The sequence below is a fragment of the Alkalicoccus daliensis genome, assembly GCF_900103955.1.
GTDB classification, from domain to species: Bacteria; Bacillota; Bacilli; order Bacillales; family Salisediminibacteriaceae; genus Alkalicoccus; species Alkalicoccus daliensis.
Window position 1 is genome coordinate 352,378 of sequence record NZ_FNIL01000002.1, and the last position, 17,006, is coordinate 369,383.

The 17,006-nt window shown below is 44.7% G+C and carries 20 protein-coding genes; 11 read left to right on the plus strand and 9 right to left on the minus strand.

Features of this window, described 5'->3' with window-relative positions; all coding sequences use genetic code 11:
* Positions 1-211: 211 nt before the first annotated feature.
* Positions 212-2,224, plus strand: a complete 2,013-nt coding sequence (locus BLP92_RS06510; protein ID WP_175444199.1) for a methyl-accepting chemotaxis protein — start codon at positions 212-214, stop codon at positions 2,222-2,224.
* A 75-nt stretch (positions 2,225-2,299) separates the two neighbouring features.
* Here the strand turns inward: BLP92_RS06510 and BLP92_RS06515 are convergent, their stop codons facing one another.
* From BLP92_RS06515 to BLP92_RS06535, 5 genes are all read right to left on the minus strand, one after another.
* Positions 2,300-3,427: an MFS transporter gene (locus BLP92_RS06515; RefSeq protein ID WP_090841761.1), complete on the minus strand. Its 1,128-nt coding sequence runs from the start codon at positions 3,425-3,427 to the stop codon at positions 2,300-2,302.
* A 74-nt stretch (positions 3,428-3,501) separates the two neighbouring features.
* Positions 3,502-4,017: a TetR/AcrR family transcriptional regulator gene (locus BLP92_RS06520; RefSeq protein ID WP_090841763.1), complete on the minus strand. Its 516-nt coding sequence runs from the start codon at positions 4,015-4,017 to the stop codon at positions 3,502-3,504.
* A 303-nt stretch (positions 4,018-4,320) separates the two neighbouring features.
* On the minus strand, positions 4,321-6,021 hold the full coding sequence (locus tag BLP92_RS06525; protein WP_090841765.1) for a cbb3-type cytochrome c oxidase subunit I: 1,701 nt from the start codon (positions 6,019-6,021) through the stop codon (positions 4,321-4,323).
* 22 nt (positions 6,022-6,043) lie between these two features.
* Positions 6,044-6,511: a cytochrome c oxidase subunit II gene (locus BLP92_RS06530; RefSeq protein ID WP_090841767.1), complete on the minus strand. Its 468-nt coding sequence runs from the start codon at positions 6,509-6,511 to the stop codon at positions 6,044-6,046.
* A gap of 31 nt (positions 6,512-6,542) precedes the next feature.
* The gene (locus tag BLP92_RS06535; protein ID WP_090841769.1) at positions 6,543-6,698 is read right to left on the minus strand and encodes a cytochrome c oxidase subunit 2A; all 156 of its coding nucleotides are present in this window, start codon (positions 6,696-6,698) and stop codon (positions 6,543-6,545) included.
* A 348-nt stretch (positions 6,699-7,046) separates the two neighbouring features.
* Between BLP92_RS06535 and BLP92_RS06540 the strand changes: the two genes are divergently transcribed.
* Genes BLP92_RS06540 through BLP92_RS06550 form a run of 3 tightly spaced genes read left to right on the plus strand, consistent with a single transcriptional unit; the run spans position 7,047 to position 8,438 of the window.
* Positions 7,047-7,490, plus strand: a complete 444-nt coding sequence (locus tag BLP92_RS06540; protein ID WP_090841838.1) for a GNAT family N-acetyltransferase — start codon at positions 7,047-7,049, stop codon at positions 7,488-7,490.
* 59 nt (positions 7,491-7,549) lie between these two features.
* Positions 7,550-7,996: an ASCH domain-containing protein gene (locus tag BLP92_RS06545; RefSeq protein WP_090841771.1), complete on the plus strand. Its 447-nt coding sequence runs from the start codon at positions 7,550-7,552 to the stop codon at positions 7,994-7,996.
* A gap of 25 nt (positions 7,997-8,021) precedes the next feature.
* On the plus strand, positions 8,022-8,438 hold the full coding sequence (locus BLP92_RS06550; RefSeq protein ID WP_090841773.1) for a hypothetical protein: 417 nt from the start codon (positions 8,022-8,024) through the stop codon (positions 8,436-8,438).
* Positions 8,439-8,514: 76 nt separating this feature from the next.
* On the opposite strand, the gene BLP92_RS06555 is transcribed toward BLP92_RS06550, so the two are convergent.
* The 3 genes from BLP92_RS06555 to BLP92_RS06565 form a co-directional block, all read right to left on the minus strand.
* A complete protein-coding gene (locus BLP92_RS06555; RefSeq protein WP_090841775.1) occupies positions 8,515-9,594 on the minus strand; it encodes an NAD(P)H-dependent flavin oxidoreductase in 1,080 nt (359 codons plus the stop codon).
* A 557-nt stretch (positions 9,595-10,151) separates the two neighbouring features.
* Positions 10,152-10,412: a GlsB/YeaQ/YmgE family stress response membrane protein gene (locus BLP92_RS06560; RefSeq protein WP_090841777.1), complete on the minus strand. Its 261-nt coding sequence runs from the start codon at positions 10,410-10,412 to the stop codon at positions 10,152-10,154.
* 243 nt (positions 10,413-10,655) lie between these two features.
* Positions 10,656-11,408, minus strand: coding sequence for an alpha/beta hydrolase (locus tag BLP92_RS06565; RefSeq protein ID WP_090841779.1), 753 nt, complete (start codon positions 11,406-11,408; stop codon positions 10,656-10,658).
* A gap of 341 nt (positions 11,409-11,749) precedes the next feature.
* On the opposite strand from BLP92_RS06565, the gene BLP92_RS06570 reads away from it, so the two are divergent.
* From BLP92_RS06570 to BLP92_RS06600, 7 genes are all read left to right on the plus strand, one after another.
* Entirely contained in the window at positions 11,750-12,133 is a 384-nt protein-coding gene (locus BLP92_RS06570; RefSeq protein WP_090841781.1) for a DUF302 domain-containing protein, read from the plus strand.
* Positions 12,134-12,288: 155 nt separating this feature from the next.
* Positions 12,289-12,549 (plus strand): metal-sensitive transcriptional regulator, encoded by a 261-nt coding sequence (locus tag BLP92_RS06575; RefSeq protein ID WP_090841783.1) that lies wholly within the window; start codon positions 12,289-12,291, stop codon positions 12,547-12,549.
* A 129-nt stretch (positions 12,550-12,678) separates the two neighbouring features.
* Positions 12,679-13,158, plus strand: coding sequence for a DsrE/DsrF/DrsH-like family protein (locus BLP92_RS06580; protein WP_090841784.1), 480 nt, complete (start codon positions 12,679-12,681; stop codon positions 13,156-13,158).
* 11 nt (positions 13,159-13,169) lie between these two features.
* On the plus strand, positions 13,170-13,478 hold the full coding sequence (locus BLP92_RS06585; RefSeq protein WP_090841786.1) for a rhodanese-like domain-containing protein: 309 nt from the start codon (positions 13,170-13,172) through the stop codon (positions 13,476-13,478).
* 35 nt (positions 13,479-13,513) lie between these two features.
* Positions 13,514-14,086 (plus strand): sulfurtransferase TusA family protein, encoded by a 573-nt coding sequence (locus tag BLP92_RS06590; RefSeq protein ID WP_090841788.1) that lies wholly within the window; start codon positions 13,514-13,516, stop codon positions 14,084-14,086.
* A gap of 234 nt (positions 14,087-14,320) precedes the next feature.
* Complete coding sequence (locus tag BLP92_RS06595; RefSeq protein ID WP_090841790.1) at positions 14,321-15,448, plus strand: MBL fold metallo-hydrolase; 1,128 nt, start codon at positions 14,321-14,323, stop codon at positions 15,446-15,448.
* Between the two features lie 24 nt (positions 15,449-15,472).
* Positions 15,473-15,700: a sulfurtransferase TusA family protein gene (locus BLP92_RS06600; protein WP_090841792.1), complete on the plus strand. Its 228-nt coding sequence runs from the start codon at positions 15,473-15,475 to the stop codon at positions 15,698-15,700.
* Positions 15,701-16,195: 495 nt separating this feature from the next.
* Here the strand turns inward: BLP92_RS06600 and BLP92_RS06605 are convergent.
* The coding region (locus BLP92_RS06605; protein WP_090841841.1) for an IS110 family RNA-guided transposase at positions 16,196-17,006 on the minus strand (811 nt) is incomplete at its 5' end.

Sequence of the window (17,006 nt, forward strand, 5' to 3'; positions counted from 1 at the left end):
GAAAGAATGCGGCAAAGAAAATCCACAGTTTATTTTAGGAAAAGTGATCTTGATACCTGAAATCTGCATTTTTAGCACATCCTTCTGAAGTATTTCAGGCAATGCTTGTTAAGTGGCTAAATAACTACGAAAATAGTCATAAAAACCCCTCAACTTCCCAGCAGATACTGCCGATATAAATACGGTAATAATAACCGGGGGGAGAATGTTTATGAAGCTATCGATACGTACGAAGCTGCTCAGCTTTATTCCTATCATGATCGTGGTGGTACTTTTAATTACGGGAATCAGCTACAGCTTCGCCAAAGGAGAAATTGAAGAGCAGATTGAAGAGCGCCTTGCAGGACAGGCGGGAGAAACTGCCGGTAACATGGAGCGGGAGCTTGCGGAGCACCAGCGCATCGGGGAAACGCTCGCAGAAATTATCGGGGAAGAAGGGACAGAGCTTGCGGAAGCAGACTATGCGGCACTGCAGGAACGTCTCGTGCAGCTCAATGAAGCAACGTTTGGCATCGGTGTCTGGTTTGAGCCGTTTGCCTATGAAGAAGATACCGAATATTTTGGTCCTTACAGCTATGAAGACGGCGAAGCAGTTGTATATACGGATGAATACAGTACAGCAGAGTACGACTATCCTTCGCACGACTGGTACACTGCGGGCGTGGATGCAGGGGGAGCTTCCTGGACCACGCCATATTACGATGAAGCGCTTGATACCGTGCTGGTAACGACGAGCATTCCGTTTTACGGACCCGGGGATACGCTTGCCGGCGTCATTTCTGCCGATATGGATGCTGCGCAGATACAGCAGATGGCAGAAAATCTGGAAGTCGGAGAAAACGGCTGGGCATTTTTAATGGATGAAACAGGGACATTTCTCGCGCACCGTGACGCAGCAACCCTGGCAGAGGATCCTGTGCTGGAGGGAATCAGCGGCAATTTCGAGACAAATGGGACGACCCTCGCTTCTTTTGCAGACGGGGATGCCGTCGTATCTTATAATACACTGGACCAGAACGGATGGACGCTCGGTCTGGTGCTGCCGGAAGCGGAAGTATACGCAGGTGTAAATGCGCTGCTTCGAAACGTAGCGATCATTGCGGGAATACTCGTCCTGCTTACCGCAGCAGCGATGTTTGTGCTCGCAGGACGCATTACAAAACCGATCCGGGCACTGAACGAAGAAGTAAAACACGTGGCGGACGGAGATCTGACACGCCATATTCAAGTGCATACGAAAGATGAGACAGGTGAACTTACAGAGAGCTTTAATACGATGGTTACGAGCCTGCGGGAACTTGTCGGTTCTGTGCGGCAGTCGGTCCACACTTCCGCTGATGCTGTTTCCCAGCTCAGTGCAGTGTCCGAGGAAACGATGGCCTCAAGTGAAGAAATCTCCCGTGCCATACAGGACGTAGCGGACGGAGCCACGAACGCAGCAGGCTCTGCAGAACAGTCTTCGCAGCGAACTTCGGAGCTTTCCGACCAGCTGACGGCACTCGCTGCTATCACTGCATCGCTGAATAAACAGGCGAGAGAAGTAGAGGAAACGAACAAAGCAGGCAGCGAACAGACATCACAGCTTCAGGGGAAAGCGGAACAGACAGATGGGATGATCGGCCGAGTGGAGGATGTGGTCCAGGAATTATCAGAACGAATGGGCGAAATTTCTTCGATCGTCGGGACGATTGCTTCTATTTCCGAGCAGACAAATCTGCTCGCGCTGAATGCATCGATTGAAGCAGCGCGTGCGGGTGAGCATGGCCGCGGTTTTGCAGTCGTGGCGGATGAAGTCCGTAAGCTTGCAGAGGAAACTTCCAGGGCTACAGGCCATATCCGCAGTTCCATGGAAGAGATTCAGGAAAAAACATCCACCGCTTCTTCAGAGATGGCGAATGCAAGAAAGCTTTCCACCGAGCAGTATGAAATTACAGAGAAAACAGTTACCTCGTTTGACGAGATTGCTTCCCGCAATGAGCAGATGAACCTGCTGGTTGCACAGATGAATGAGGGAATTAATAGCATTACGAAAAACAAAGAGGAAGTTGTTTCTTCGATTGAAAATATTGCGGCAGTCGTGGAAGAAAGCGCAGCGGCATCGGAAGAGGTAAGCGCCTCTGCGGAAGAGCAGCTGAACGCACTCAGGACGATTGCTTACTCTGCAGAGGATCTGCAGTCTTCCAGTGAACACCTGAAAAAGCAGATAGAACGCTTCAGGTCATAACTATATGCGTAAAAAAACCGGCAGGACTCGTTCTGTCGGTTTTTTACTATGGAAGCTGACTACAGCATCAACTGCTTACCTGCGATTCTGCAGGATCGTAGTTTTCATTAACAACAGGAAGCATCCAGCGATAGAAAACAATATAAACGCAGCAGGATAGGAAAAGCTTTCAATCAACCTGCCTGCAGCTAAAGAACCTGCAGCCTGGCCCATGCCGAGAGAGAAAAAGGAAATGCTTACACCGAGAGAAGGAAAGCTGGGAAACTGCCGGGTGCCCCAGACGATAAACAGGCCGGTCATAAATATAAAGGAAATACCAAACAAGATGCCTGAAATATATATAGAGGGGAACGAAGGCACTGTCAAAGCTATCAGGGAAATAGTTAACGTTAGCGTGCCCCATTGGTAGGACCGGTGCAGCCCTAGAAATCGTATTACACCGCCTGCGATCCCCCCGATAATTCCTGCACTTCCCATCACCATCCAGAACATAATACTTTCATGTGAAGACATCCCGTGCACAATCGTCAGGTAGCTTCTTGAAAAGGTCCAGTAAACAGCAGAAATAAAACCGATGCCTGCGGAAGCACTGATCATCCAGCGCGCCTGAAGCAGTAATTTTCTGAGCGGAACTCTCTGTGTCTTCTTCACTGCGGGTACTCTTTTTTCCTCAACTATTGCCGCATTCCACTGATAAACAAGAAATGCAAGCACCGCGAACATCACATAGCTCCATCTCCAGTGCTCCGGAAAAATAACAGCAACGACCCCGGTGAAAACAAGTCCAAAGCTGGTGCCTGTATTTATCCAGGTATTCCCTTTTTCCTGCTGCTGCCTGGAAAATGAAGCAGCGGCCACCTGGCTGAAAGCTGGAGAAATCCAGCCGCTTCCTGTCCCTGCCACAAATGCGCTGATAAATAAGGTAATAAAACCCTGCGCACCTGCCATTCCAAGCATTCCTGCCATTGCAGTAAGCCCGGAGAGGAGCACGGCCTTTCTTGCGGAAAAATGTTTAATAAGCAGCGGGGAGGACAGTAAAGCGAGTGTATAAGCGGCATAAGCAGCGAAGCCGACATAGCCTGCCTGGCTTTCCGTAAGCTGCAGCGTTTTACTTATCTCCGGCAGAAACAGCCCAAAACTGTATCTTGCAAAAGCATAGGTGATTCCAATCATAGCAATTCCGGGAAATACAATTTTCCACATTACAACCACTCCTAATTTTAGATAGAACGATAACTCTATTTTCAGGAAAAAAAAGTAAGGCTTTCGCTTACTTTTTATTGATGAACCATGGAAAGCATAGCTTCTTCCACCTGCTCCATCTGAGAAATTTCTGCCAGAGCAGTAGCACCTTCAAATAACAGGGCCAGACGGATCGCATCTGCAGGGGCAATATTATATGCCGCAAAAAAGCGCTGCAGGTTTTCCTTATGGGCAAGTACCTTTTGCACAATCAGCTGCTCGGGCTCACTGCCGAACTCTTCTTTTGCCCGCAGAAACATGCATCCATTAGAAGTGCTGTTTTGCAGCCAGCGCAGGTGGCCGAGGGCGAGCCTTTCTTCTATCGGGCCAGTTTCTTGTTCCACGGTTTCTTCCAGTAAGGAGAAATAAGCTTCTTCTCTTCTTTTTAAAATCTCTAATATCAGGGCTTCTTTCGAATCAAAGTGATTGTATAAAGTCATAAGTGCAATTCCTGCTTCCTGCACAATTGCTTTTAAGCCGATCGCATGAAAACCATGCTGGTAAAATAACCTTTCCGCTGTCGTAAGCAAATCCTCTTTTTTACGGCTCATTCCATTCACCTCTTTAAAATTATATATAACGGTCATTCTAATTTATCATATATTTATTAGATTAACAATCAGGACACCTGCTAGATAACGAATCGATGCAATTTGTAGTAACAATTTATATAAATGTCCCCGGAGTGTGCAGTGTATACCTTCGAAAAAATTGTTGTTTTTGTGGAGAATAATCTCGTTTCGCTGAAATGCTAGTATAGAGGGCGCATTTTTAAAATTACCATTTACGCAAAGTGTAATTTTCAAAGAAAAAAGACCTCAGCCCAATAAAATCATAGGCTGAGGTCTTCCTTCCTAAGGCATCAAAAACGGAGGAGAGCCAGGCGAATGGCCTGTGGCAAAATTGATTAAAGGAATCACGTAAGCGATCGCAATCGAAATAACGGAGAGCGCCACCCAAATGGACCAGCGATCCATAAACAGGGGAGATCGGTCTTTCTCCCGGTAATCTTCCCCGATAGGAAACTCCGTCGTTCCCTTTGGCGCAAAAAATGCGAGCCGGATCCAAATGTACATGATGAGGAGAATGCCCACAAATAAGATCATTCCGCCTACAGCCATTAGTGTTTCATACAGAGCCCAGTCAGCAGCTGCGCTGTGTCCGCCGTAAGAAGTATCAGCCGTGCGTCGCGGGCTTCCAAGCAGGCCGTTAATGTGCATTGCGCCCGACATAAGAAGCATGCCGGCAGCCCAGATTAAAGTTTGAAGTATTGCCAGCTTGTTTAAGCTGCGGGTCAATTTTCTTCCGGACAAGTAGGGAACCAGCCAGTAGGAAACGCCGAAAAACGTCAGTACTACCGTCGTTCCTACCGTTAAGTGCAGATGCCCCGTCACCCACATGGAATTATGGACCACTTGGTTAACCTGGTTGCTGGCATTAATAATTCCGCCGAGTCCTGCGGGAATAAAAGCAAACATTGCGACAATGATCGCAAAGAAGCGGGCATCTGACCAGGGAAGTGTTTTCCACCATCCGAGCAGGCTGGTCACTCCTTTTGATCTTCCCGTCCGCTCCATCGTGGCAAGCATCGCAAATGCTGTCATCAAAGAAGGAAAGATGATCATGAATGTTTGAATCACATGTAAAAATTTCAGCTCCGTTGATAAGCCTGGATCCAGAATCTGATGGTGGAATCCGCCCGGAACGTTGGCAACAACGAGAATCACGACGGCAACACGCGCCAGGGAGTCACTGAATACTTTCCCGCCGATAATTTTCGGCATGGACACATACCAGGCCGAAATCGCAGTGAGCATCCAGATATTTACGAGCGTATGCCCGAATGCCCAGAATAAGGTCCGTCCGATCATCGGATCAATTGTCGGTACCCAGCCGAATGCCCACGGTATGACCATGCCGACGACAAACACGGCAATAAAAAGCGAGGCAAACACCCAGAGTACAAACACGGCGTTGGAGAAAAATGCAAAGAGCGGTGTCAGCTGTCCCGGGTTCCGCTTCCGCCAGCTCTGGTACGTAACAAACATCCCCACACAATTGGAAAGAATACCTACTACAATCATTGCAAGTCCGACATAAAACCAGGGATGCGCCTGCATCGGTACATAAAATGTGTACAGCACATTCGCATCACCGGATAAAATAAAAAACGAAGCAATTGCTGTACCGGCTGCCATGAGCCCAAATCCTGTCCAGCCGAAAACGAGCGTTTTATCAGTGAGTCCGCCCAGTACTCTTGAGGTTCCGGCATATAAATAACCGATGCTGAAAAAGGAGCTTAGTACGAGTACGAGCAGCACCCCGTGCGCAGTAAGCAAAGCATAATAACTGATCCAGGAAGGCAGCTCGATAAAGCCGCTTCGCACAAAGCCCTGCAGTAACCCGGCGGTGCCTCCGATTAATAATGCAATAAATGCGATATACAAATTGGCACTGGATAAGCGGGAATCCCTTTTGGCTATTCCGGTGACTGCTTCCTCGTTCACTTCTGTTCCTGGATGAGGAGCTGTAGCTTCTCTGATAGGCTGCGTCATATTTTTCCCTTCTTTCTATCGTTTAATAGACGGTAATCGTATTTGCCATATACTCATGTCCAAGTCCGCAGTATTCATTGCATAAAATTAAGTACTCTCCGGGTTCATTGAATGTATGGCTGATTTTAGAAATATGGCCGGGAACTACCATCACATTGACGTTCGTATCTGAAATCTTAAAGCCGTGCGTGACGTCCGGTGAGGCGAGGGTGAAGTGCACCGTGGCACCAGCAGGTATTTCCAGATCTCCCGGCTGAAACGTAAACATTTCTGCAATCATCGCAATCTCATATTCGTTATCCCCAATTTCCGTTAATTCCGCATCTGCAAACATTTCTGAATCCCTGACACTCTCAGGATCCATTGTCTCCGCATGGCTCGGCGGCCCCATTTCCAGGAAAAACGTCTGTACAGCCAGGACGCTCAGGAAAACGACTAAAATCAATGTACCGATGATCAGCCATAGTTTTTCATAACGGTGTATATGCATAAGCTGGAACGCTCCTTTCTGCTTGCTGTAATTAATTTCGTTCTAGAAAAATCCAGAAAACGCTGGCCCAGGACAGAAGCATAAAGGCTGCAATAATCAGTACGGAAACGAACGTGCCCTTCAAAGATGTTTCTTCGGGATCAGGCTTCGTTTCTTTTTTTCTGTCTGCATAAGAATTCTCCTTCATCTTTCAGTCCCTCCCTTCTTTTGAATTAGCATGTACCAAAGTAATTTATGCTTTTCCGGCGGCGTAGTTAAAGGTTCTTCCCGATAAAAATTACTGGAAAAAGAGGATAAGTCTCCTTTGATATTAATTATAGGGAACGGATTATTGTAAAACCTTGACGTATATCAAGGTTTTGTATTCAGCTGGAGATATGGCTTTTTATTTTTGAAAGTCGCCATAATTGTAAAGTCCCGGAAACAAAGGGAATAACAGCACTTAGCATCAGCTTTATGAGAAACTGCTTCTCAACTCCAAGATTTTCCTGTACTTTAAAGGAGAGTAGAAAATAGTTAAAAAATGGAGGAAGCTATGCGAATCGAACGAATTACATATGACACAATTCCGTCGGTAGTAAAGTTATTTGATGCTTACAGACAGTTTTACAAGCAGCCGGGAGACAAAAAAGCAGCGGAAGAATTCCTCATGGAAAGAATCACCAAGGGAGAATCAGTTATATTTGCAGCTTATGAAGATGAACAGCCTGCAGGATTTGTGCAGCTGTATCCGACGTTTTCTTCTGTTGCGATGCAGAAAATGTATATTTTAAATGATTTATTTGTGGCTGAAAATTTCCGGAAAAGCGGTGTCGGCAGAAAGCTGATGGAAACGATCTTTGCTTTTTGCAAAGAAGATAAAGCCCGCTCCGTGATACTGGAAACCGCCGCAGACAATTATTCTGCACAGAGGTTATACGAACAGCTGGGAATGAAGCTGGACGGAGTAAAGCATTACGAAATGAATTTCGAATCGTAATAAAATCCAGGGCAGTTCTTTTAAGTTATTCAATTGAGAAAGAAGTGGGGGAAGCAATAATGAATCAGAAAGCACAAACTTATTGGAACGAATTCTGGCAAGAGAAAGATACCTCAGCCAAGGTCACCGCAGAGCAGTTTGGGGCGGAACCGGATTATCTGGCGCAGCTAGTGATAGAGGGGACGAAAACAGCGACTTGCTCCGGACATATTTTTTATGAAATCGAGAATGAACCGCTCCCGGAAGTGGGACAGTACATGATTGTATTAAACAGTGAAGATCAGCCGGTGGCCATCATTCAAACAACGGAAGTTACGTTGACTCCGATGAATCAGGTATCCGAAGAGTTTGCGGAAGCAGAAGGCGAAGGGGATAAATCCTACCAGTATTGGTGGGACGCCCACGAATCTTTTTTTCGAAGCGAATTAGAGAAAGCAGGAAAGGAATTTTCCGAAGAAATGCTGCTTGTCTGTGAAAGGTTTCAGCTGGTGGATGTAAAAGAATAGTTCTATTTATGTTCATAGGAGAGGGATGGTTGAATTGAAAAAAGTTACTTTTTGCAGCTTTATTATCTTATCGTTTCTGCTCCTTGGATGCAGTGACACGGGTGCTGCCCAAAATGTTCCGGTGGAAGCGGTCATTCACTCTATTGTAGAAGATGAAACTAACAGTGAACTGTCACTTAGCAAAGTAACTGAGTTTTCCTGGGAAAAAGCATGGTTAATTGAACCTTATACGACACAGGAAAGTATCAATGATCAACTAGGCACATTTTATGAAGATCCAAGCAATATTGAGCAAAGAGACGATATCTATCTTTTGGTATTCATGAACGATACCAAAGTAGTGTCATATGCAGAAATAGAGCGCCAGCAGTGCAGTCTTAATATCGGAGCGCAGGATTATCTGACGCCGGCGGAAGATACGGTATTCATCGATAGACATTAAGTTATTGCAGCTGCGCTGTGAAGGAACCATTCCACATAAAAAGAACCTGGAGGTCCAGGTTCTTTTTTGCATTGCCTCACCAATTCGACTTGATTTTTTCCGCATCTGCTGCAAGTTTCTTCATAAAATCTTTCGCATGAAGATCCTGCGCTAATCTCGGGCTCTGACCGGACCAGAGAGACATAAATTCTTTATTCTTCTGTTCTGCGGAGGCTTTCCGAATCCCTTTTGTCAGAGAGTTCTGTACCGGGAAATTCGGAAAAGACTGCTCATGATTTTTCATTTCAGCAATAAATGAATTTTCTATTCCTCTTGCCCATCTTCCGGAAAAAGCACGGGTCACAGCAGTCTGATCTTCTTTCGCTTCGAATATTGCTTGTTTATAAATATCCGGTGCGCCGCTTTCTTTACACGTGAGAAACGCCGTACCCATCTGCACTCCTGCAGCCCCAAGGCTGAGCGAGGCAAGCAGCCCTCTCGCATCCATAATTCCTCCTGCCGCTATGACAGGAATGGAAACCTGGTCAACGGACTGCGGGAGAAGGGACATTAATCCAACAAGATTCTGCTTTTCTTTATCGAGAAAGCTGCCGCGGTGGCCGCCGGCTTCACTTCCCTGCACCACAACCGCATCCATTCCTGCTTTTTCATTCTCTACCGCTTCCTCCACAGTAGTAGCGGTGCCTATCAAATACACGTTATGCTCCTTTAACTGTGCAATTACTTTCTTCGATGGAATCCCAAACGTAAAGGAACAGACAGGCACTTTCTCCTCCAGCACGACTTGAATATGCTCCTGAAAAACTTTTTCTGTTTTTTCTGCATCCGGGTATTCGACTTGATGATCCAGCGGTATATCCAGCTTTTCTCGGACAGAAGACAAAATTTGATTTGCCTCATCGATTTCCTTCTGATTTACCTCAAACGTTTCCGGAACGAATAAATTGATGCCAAAAGGAGTAGAAGTCTGCTGCTTCAGCTCTTGCATCTGTTCCCGTGCCTGGGAAGGAGTCATATATCCCGCACCTATCATGCCGAGCCCCCCTGCTTCAGAGACTGAGGATACAAGCGAGGAAGTGGTTGCTCCGCCTGCCATCGGTGCCTGAATGACCGGGTATTGAATGTTCAGCTGTGCTGTAAAGGAGTTTGATAACATCTTTTTTCCTCCTGTTCTTCATATATTATAGTCGTATCTTCAGTAATGAAAAGAATTTTCTGAATTAAATAAAATTTCCCTGTTGGAAAACCTAACAGGATCCAACACGGATGAAAACAGATCGTTTACTATTAGGACATAGAATAACAAGGAGGGGAAACCAAATGAAAAACATTGAATTGACCCTATACACAGATGAAGAGCTGTACTGGGCTATTTATCAGCAGGAACAATTAAACAAGCAGGAAAAATAACCGCAGCATCTATCTGAACTTTAAATATACTATTTCAATTTCGCAGTAATCAACGGAACTTTTAATTACACACAGTAAAAAAAGGATTATTCTGAAGCAGAACGACTGCAAAGCACCTCTTCTTATGCGCTGTAACATTAATGGCATGAAGAAGAGGTGCTTTCTCTCTGCCTGAATTTTGACTATAGTATATCAAAATCTAAGAATACGTGTGGTACGCAATTTGTTTTAAGACCTAAAAAAAGAGAAGCGGTAAACATCCGCTTCTCTTTCACTTGCTTATTTTCCTTGTGTTTCCGCAGTCTATGCCTTACTGTTACCACGGATAGCTTTCATAATAACTGACACAATTAAGATTAAGATAATTGCACCGAGTATACCGCCGACAATATTAACGCCGCCGACTTCTGGTCCAATATCAAGACCAAGAGAGTTACCAATGGAAGCACCGACAAGACCTGCAATAATATTACCGATGATACCAAATGGTACGTCTTTTCCTAAAATAACACCTGCGAGCCACCCAATGATGCCTCCGACAATTAATGTAATAATCCAACCCATAAAAACATCCTCCTTTTGTAATAGTGAAATGAATGAATAATTATTGCATAGCTGTCTTTACCCAGCAAAAAGAAATTCTAATCATTATTGAGAAAATCTATATATTCACACATTTCTGAATTAGGAAGAAGGGTTTTTTATAAACACTTTAAATGTCTCTTTGGAGAAGCTGAAGCAAGGTAGGTACAGCTGTTAAAACTGGAAAATATGTCAAAAAAAGAAATTCATTTTTAAAAGAATACCTTAACTTTTTACCGTGTGATAGCGTGATAAAAAATGTGATGCTTCTTTAAAAACCACTTCTTTTTCTTCTCCAATCGTTAAAATATGACCCGATCGTTTATAAAGCTGCAGCTCCTTATGAGAAGAAGCTACCTGTGCCAGCATTTCCTTCGCGCTGGATATATATACAGGCTCATCCAGTTCTCCCTGCATCATCAACGTAGGTACTTGCACTTGTTTAACTTCCTCATTGCTGGTAACAAGAAGTTCCTGCAGTTCCGTAAGAAACTCTTTGAAAACATGATTCCAGCCCTGTGTTTCTTCTGAAATTTCCTGCTCGTTTTTTCCTTCCAGCTGCTTATAGCGGAACGCATATGTTTCTACACGCTGCAGCAGTTCTTTCAGGTTTTTTGCATGAAACGGGGCACACATAGATACAGCAGCCTGCACCGGATAGTGCGCAGCTAACCGCAGTGCGAGCAGACCACCTAAAGAAACGCCGGCGACAGTTATCTCTTCATATCCTTCCTCCCGCAGCCATTTAAGTGCTTCCACCGCTTCCAGCCACCAGCGGTGCGGGGAGGTTTCCAGGAGCTGTTCCGCCGGGCCGCCATGACCGGAATACAAAGGACTGTATACAAAATACCCTTCCTCCGCTAAATGTCTGCCAAGCTTTTTAACTTCCAGCGTTGAACCTGTAAATCCGTGAAGGAGCAGCACCGCTCCATGCTTTCCGCTTCCCAAGTTAAAAGAGGACGGAGTTTTAATTTTCATTATGTACCTCCTGAAATGTGTAAGTAATTATCGTATATGCGAAAAAAGCTTCTACATTCATTAACCATACCGTGAAAATAAATAAAAATGAAGTGCCGGTGGAAGAATGTGTTCAGTTTATTCCAGGCACTTCATTTGAAACCATCCGGCAGGCGTGATATTCTTACTTTTGTAGATACCCTATAGGGTTTATATTCGTTTCATTTTTTACTTATCGAAAATAATTAACAAACCTATCAGTAAAGATGGTACTGCCGGTATTTTATGACGGGAAAGTTTTCTGAAGCTTGGAAAAAGGTATGGAAGCAGAAAGACTATTAATTAGCAGAGGAGCGGTAATTATGTTTCATTACACAGTAGAAACATCGAAAGGCAGACAGGAAGCTGTTGATGCATTAGAAGAAAATTTAAAAGAAGAAAAGTTTGGCGTTCTCTGGAATTTTGATCTGACCGCAAAGCTGCAGGAAAAAGGAACAGATTTTAATACACCTTATACAATTTTAGAAGTATGCAACCCGGAAGAGGCAAATAAGGTGTTATCGGAAGAGCTGCTTGCAGGCTACTTTTTACCATGTAAAATCGTCGTATATGAAGAAGAGGGCACAACGAAAATCGGCATGCCGAAACCAACAGAATTAATTGAGATGGTGGAGAACGAATCAGTAAAAAAACAGGCAGCAGATATTGAAACGAGAATGATCAGCTGTATTGATAAGACTGTCTAGGCAATGGTCCAAACTAACTTACCCCTTAAGGTATGTCGATACGACAAAAGAATTTTTCCAGAAAATAAGGTTTAATTCTATGTATTGACATTATACCTACAGGGGTATATAATCACTTTATAAACCTTTTAATATAGCAGCAGGGAGGGGATATCATGGAATACGATAAGCAGGTACAAAATAGACTTAAGCGCATTGAAGGACAATTGAAAGGCGTAATGCGTATGGTGGAAAATAAAGAAGACTGCCGGAATGTCGTGACACAGCTTTCAGCGGTGGGAAGTGCCCTGGACCGTGCGACGGCATTAATTGTGAGTGAGAACCTCGAACAATGTGTCCGGGAAAGTATAGAAAAGGGAGAATCTACAGAAAATTTAGTGAAAGACGCAGTGAATCTTCTTGTGAAAAGCAGATAAAAATTCGTACAGCTTTCCAGTTGACGAATTTTTTCTCGGCTGTTAATATACCCCTATAGGTATTTAGAGAAAACATCTTTTATTTAACTAATTATATACCCCTATGGGTAAAAAGGAGAAGAAACATTTATGGATCAGAAGAAAACGACCAATATTATTTTATTCAGCGGAGATTACGATAAAGCAATGGCAGCTTATATAATTGCAAATGGTGCCGCGGCTTATGATCATGAAGTTACCATTTTTCATACGTTCTGGGGATTGAATGCCCTGCGAAAGAACAATCCGCCTACTGTAAAAAAAAATTTCCTTGAAAAGGCATTTGCAAAGATGATGCCCCGGGGTGCAGACAAAATGAGTTTGTCTAACATGAACATGGCTGGTATGGGGCCGAAGATGATTAAAAAAGTAATGAAAAAGCATAATGCAATGACGATGCCGCAGCTGATAGAAATGGCGCAGGAGCAGGAAATCAACCTGGTCGCATGTACGATGACCATGGATCTTCTCGGATTACAAAAAGAAGAATTGCTGGAAGACGTGACTTATGCTGGAGTTGTAGCATACCTTGCTGATGCGGAAGATGGAAACGTCAATTTATTTATTTAATGGAGGAACCAATGAATCAAATGAAAGCAAATCAAGTGGAAAAATATCTGCAGGAGCATTCAGATGCTTCTATAATAGATGTGCGTGAAGTGAAAGAGGTAAGGGCAGGGAAAATTCCAGGAGCTGTTAACATACCACTGCGCCTGCTGGAGTTCCGGATGCAGGATCTCGACAAAACGAAAAAGCATGTTCTGATCTGCCGCTCCGGAAGCCGAAGTGCATTAGCAGGAAGAGTGCTGGAGAAGAATGGATTTCAGGTAATTAATGTAGATGGCGGTATGCTGGAGTGGGAAAACGAACAAAGAAAAATTTTTTATTAAATTATATACCCTTATGGGTAAATGGAGGAATAAATATGATTCATACAGATAAATTGTTAGATGCCAAAGGACTTGCGTGTCCCATGCCGATCGTCCGTACAAAAAAAGCGATGAATGAACTGGCACCAGGCCAGGTGATTGAGGTGCAGGCGACGGATAAGGGATCACTTGCAGACCTGAAAGCCTGGGCAAAAAGCAGCGGCAATCAATATCTTGGCAGTACAGAAGAAGACGGTGTGCTGAAACATTATCTGCGCAGAGCAGATTCCGAGGAAGAAAAAGAAGAAACGCAGTTTCCCCATACAGTAACGAACGCGGAACTGCAGGAGCAGCTGGACCGGGAAGACCCTATAGTGCTTGATGTAAGAGAACCTGCTGAATTTGCATTCGGCCATATTCCCGGAGCTGTTTCTATCCCCCTTGGTGAACTGGAAGCACGTACCGGAGAGTTAGCTTCTGAAAAGGAAATTATTATTATCTGCCGCACAGGAAGCCGGAGTGATTTCGCAGCCAAGCAGCTTGCAGAAAAAGGCTTTCCAAATGTGAAAAATGCAGTGCAGGGAATGAGCGAATGGGAAGGAACAACAGAGCAGTCTAAAATGGAATAAAATCATCAAATGATGCATTAATAAATGAAATCAATAAAATCACTCATGCTGATTAATCTTAGGGGAAAAGCTGCATGGTGTAAGGATAAATAGATCTTCTTCACCGGGTGAAACTTAGAGAGCAGCCAGAAGTCAAGCCCGTAGGAAGAAGTTCGTAATCAGGATAAAGTAAATCTATAAGAAAGAATGAGCGTAAAAAAATTTAACTGAAAATATACACATGGGGGTATGGAGATGACAGTTCAATCAATTTCTGCAGCAGAAGTATCAAAAAAGGTAGTAAACAAAAAACCTTTATTTATTCTCGATGTTCGAAACGAAGATGCATTCGCAGATTGGAAAATTGAAGGAGAAAGTATTGAACATTTAAATAAACCGTATTTTGATCTGTTGGACGGGGTGGAGGAAATTATCACTTATCTTCCGGAAGAAAAAGAAATTGTTGTGGCCTGTGCGAAAGAGGGTTCTTCCCAGATGATCGCGGAGATGCTTCTGGAGGAAGGGGTGGAAGCGAAATTTCTGGAAGGTGGCATGAAATCCTGGAGTGAACATCTGGAGCCGGTCAAAATTGGAAATCTCACAGATGGCGCAGAACTATTTCAATTCGTCCGTCTTGGGAAAGGCTGCTTATCTTACATGGTGATTGCAGACGGAGAAGCTGCTGTGATTGATGCGACGAGAATGACCGATACTTTTTTAAATTTTGCAAAGGAAAAAAATGCAGTAATTAAGCATGTATTTGATACACACCTGCACGCAGATCACATTTCCGGCGGAAGAGTTATCGCGGAGGCAGCAGGCGCAGCGTATTATCTTCCCCCGGCAGATGCAGGGGAAGTAACGTTTGATTTTCAGGAAATCACAGACGGATGGAAAGTCGGGCTGGGTAAATCAAACGTAGAGATAGAAGCGCTGTATACTCCCGGGCATACCATTGGATCTACTTCATTTATTGTGAATAATCAGTATCTGCTGACAGGAGACATTCTTTTCATTGATTCGATCGGGCGTCCGGATCTTGCAGGACGCGCTGAGGACTGGGTAGGGGACTTGAGGGACTCCCTGTACAGCCGGTATCCTGCTTTGGCAGAAGAACTGATAGTCCTGCCGGCACATTTTATGAAAATGGGTGAATTAAATAATGATGGCAGCGTGGCAAAAAAATTAAAAGATTTATTCACAGAAAACCATGGACTGAACATTAAAGATACGCAGGAATTCAGAGATATGGTCACAATAAACCTGCCTCCGCAGCCAAATGCATATGAAGAAATCAGGAAAACGAATATGGGGAAAATTACTCCGGAGGAAGAAGAGCAGCGTGAAATGGAAATTGGGCCAAACCGCTGTGCAGTAAGATAAATTTAAACTGAAGGAGAGATAAAAATGAAAGCAGATAAAGTATTAAATGCGAAAGGACTTGCTTGTCCAATGCCGATTGTAAAAACACGTAAAGAAATGAAGGAAATGGAGGCTGGAGAGATTTTAGAAATCCAAGCCACGGATAAAGGTGCAAAAGCAGATCTGACTGCATGGGCAAACTCAGGCGGGCATACACTGCTCGATCACGAAGAAGCAGACGATGTATTTACATTTTGGATTAAAAAGGGCTGAGGGGAGAAGGGGTATCAATGCGATGCCCTTTTCTTTTTGGAAGCCTTTTTGACAGAAGGAAACTTCGCTGCAATTGACTTGCTGTGACGAGGTCTTCAGCTTCCTGATATGAACGAAACTGTCAAGAGAAGAACTCCCTTTGCCATTGGTATTACATTTTGACCGACCTAAAGAACCAAAGCCTTTCGGCTTCTTTTTCAAGTTCTCGTGTTCTTTCGGATCGCTTGAATTCCTCCTCTTTTCTTTCGGCGTGCCCGTAAAGGTAAGCACACGGCACGAAGGCAAAAATAGTGGCGACGGTTCGCACTCTGATATCCGTGGGTTCTCACATGGTCTCTTTCCGGATTAAGGACGTTACCACTAACTCAGGACGTGCGTTCATCCGGTGAAACCGGACTAGCACAGAGGAAGCACGTGGATGTTCCTTACCGGTCTTTCCTCTTTGCCTTCGAGCCCTGGGCTCATCTATCGGGTGTATTTCCGGGAAGAAAAGGATTACATTTGTTCGCTGGCGGGTGGCAACGGGTCGATTTCTCGAGAGATCGCCCAGATGAAACCAAGGAGTTCCCGGGCGACGGCAGTAACGGCTTTGTGACTTTCTTTTCCTCTGGCGAGCAAACGGTAAAATTTTTTATGAAGCCGATTTTGCGCTTTCCAGGAGATTAACTGCACTGCGGGAGAACTGCCAACTTGTCGTTTTTTCAAATCTCCTTTGACCGCAGGGGAATAGCGGTAACTCCACCCTGCCTCCACCAACAAATGACGTATATGCCGATTCCCGGTTTTCGTAATGCCTCCCTGATTCCGTCGTTCTCCGCTCGAGTATTCGGAGGGGACGAGACCGGCGTATGCCATCAATTGTCCGGGGGTGCGGAACCGATGAAAGGATCCAATTTCTGCGACAATTCCGATGGCTGTAATGAGTGCCACCCCTTTGAGGCATTGAAGTGCCTGAATCATGGGGGCGTGAACCCCTTGAATCGACTGAGTATAGATTTCGTCTTCCAGCCGTTGCACGCGTAGTTCCATTTCTTTGAGCTGATGGTAATATTCCCGGAAAACAACCCGCAGGGTATCCTGAGAGAACTTCAGTGTATCTAACCACTCTCTGTATTTTTTCGTTTGGCGCTTCACGCCTTGCGGCGGTCGAAGCTCGTGGCGCAGGAGAAACTTGCTCAACCTTTGACGGGTCCGAAGTTCATCTTCTTTTGCATCTTCTCGGCAGCGCACCAGATCGCGCAGTGCTTCATCTGCTTCCGTCGGCACGTAAATCGAGGTTAACTCTCCGGCACGATACAGTTGTGCG

Coding starts and splice junctions, on each gene's coding strand:
- BLP92_RS06510 (WP_175444199.1), top strand. CDS start 212: ATGAAGCTATCGATACGTACGAAGCTGCTCAGCTTTATTCCTATCATG.
- BLP92_RS06515 (WP_090841761.1), bottom strand. CDS start 3,427: ATGTGGAAAATTGTATTTCCCGGAATTGCTATGATTGGAATCACCTAT.
- BLP92_RS06520 (WP_090841763.1), bottom strand. CDS start 4,017: ATGAGCCGTAAAAAAGAGGATTTGCTTACGACAGCGGAAAGGTTATTT.
- BLP92_RS06525 (WP_090841765.1), bottom strand. CDS start 6,021: ATGACGCAGCCTATCAGAGAAGCTACAGCTCCTCATCCAGGAACAGAA.
- BLP92_RS06530 (WP_090841767.1), bottom strand. CDS start 6,511: ATGCATATACACCGTTATGAAAAACTATGGCTGATCATCGGTACATTG.
- BLP92_RS06535 (WP_090841769.1), bottom strand. CDS start 6,698: ATGAAGGAGAATTCTTATGCAGACAGAAAAAAAGAAACGAAGCCTGAT.
- BLP92_RS06540 (WP_090841838.1), top strand. CDS start 7,047: ATGCGAATCGAACGAATTACATATGACACAATTCCGTCGGTAGTAAAG.
- BLP92_RS06545 (WP_090841771.1), top strand. CDS start 7,550: ATGAATCAGAAAGCACAAACTTATTGGAACGAATTCTGGCAAGAGAAA.
- BLP92_RS06550 (WP_090841773.1), top strand. CDS start 8,022: ATGGTTGAATTGAAAAAAGTTACTTTTTGCAGCTTTATTATCTTATCG.
- BLP92_RS06555 (WP_090841775.1), bottom strand. CDS start 9,594: ATGTTATCAAACTCCTTTACAGCACAGCTGAACATTCAATACCCGGTC.
- BLP92_RS06560 (WP_090841777.1), bottom strand. CDS start 10,412: ATGGGTTGGATTATTACATTAATTGTCGGAGGCATCATTGGGTGGCTC.
- BLP92_RS06565 (WP_090841779.1), bottom strand. CDS start 11,408: ATGAAAATTAAAACTCCGTCCTCTTTTAACTTGGGAAGCGGAAAGCAT.
- BLP92_RS06570 (WP_090841781.1), top strand. CDS start 11,750: ATGTTTCATTACACAGTAGAAACATCGAAAGGCAGACAGGAAGCTGTT.
- BLP92_RS06575 (WP_090841783.1), top strand. CDS start 12,289: ATGGAATACGATAAGCAGGTACAAAATAGACTTAAGCGCATTGAAGGA.
- BLP92_RS06580 (WP_090841784.1), top strand. CDS start 12,679: ATGGATCAGAAGAAAACGACCAATATTATTTTATTCAGCGGAGATTAC.
- BLP92_RS06585 (WP_090841786.1), top strand. CDS start 13,170: ATGAATCAAATGAAAGCAAATCAAGTGGAAAAATATCTGCAGGAGCAT.
- BLP92_RS06590 (WP_090841788.1), top strand. CDS start 13,514: ATGATTCATACAGATAAATTGTTAGATGCCAAAGGACTTGCGTGTCCC.
- BLP92_RS06595 (WP_090841790.1), top strand. CDS start 14,321: ATGACAGTTCAATCAATTTCTGCAGCAGAAGTATCAAAAAAGGTAGTA.
- BLP92_RS06600 (WP_090841792.1), top strand. CDS start 15,473: ATGAAAGCAGATAAAGTATTAAATGCGAAAGGACTTGCTTGTCCAATG.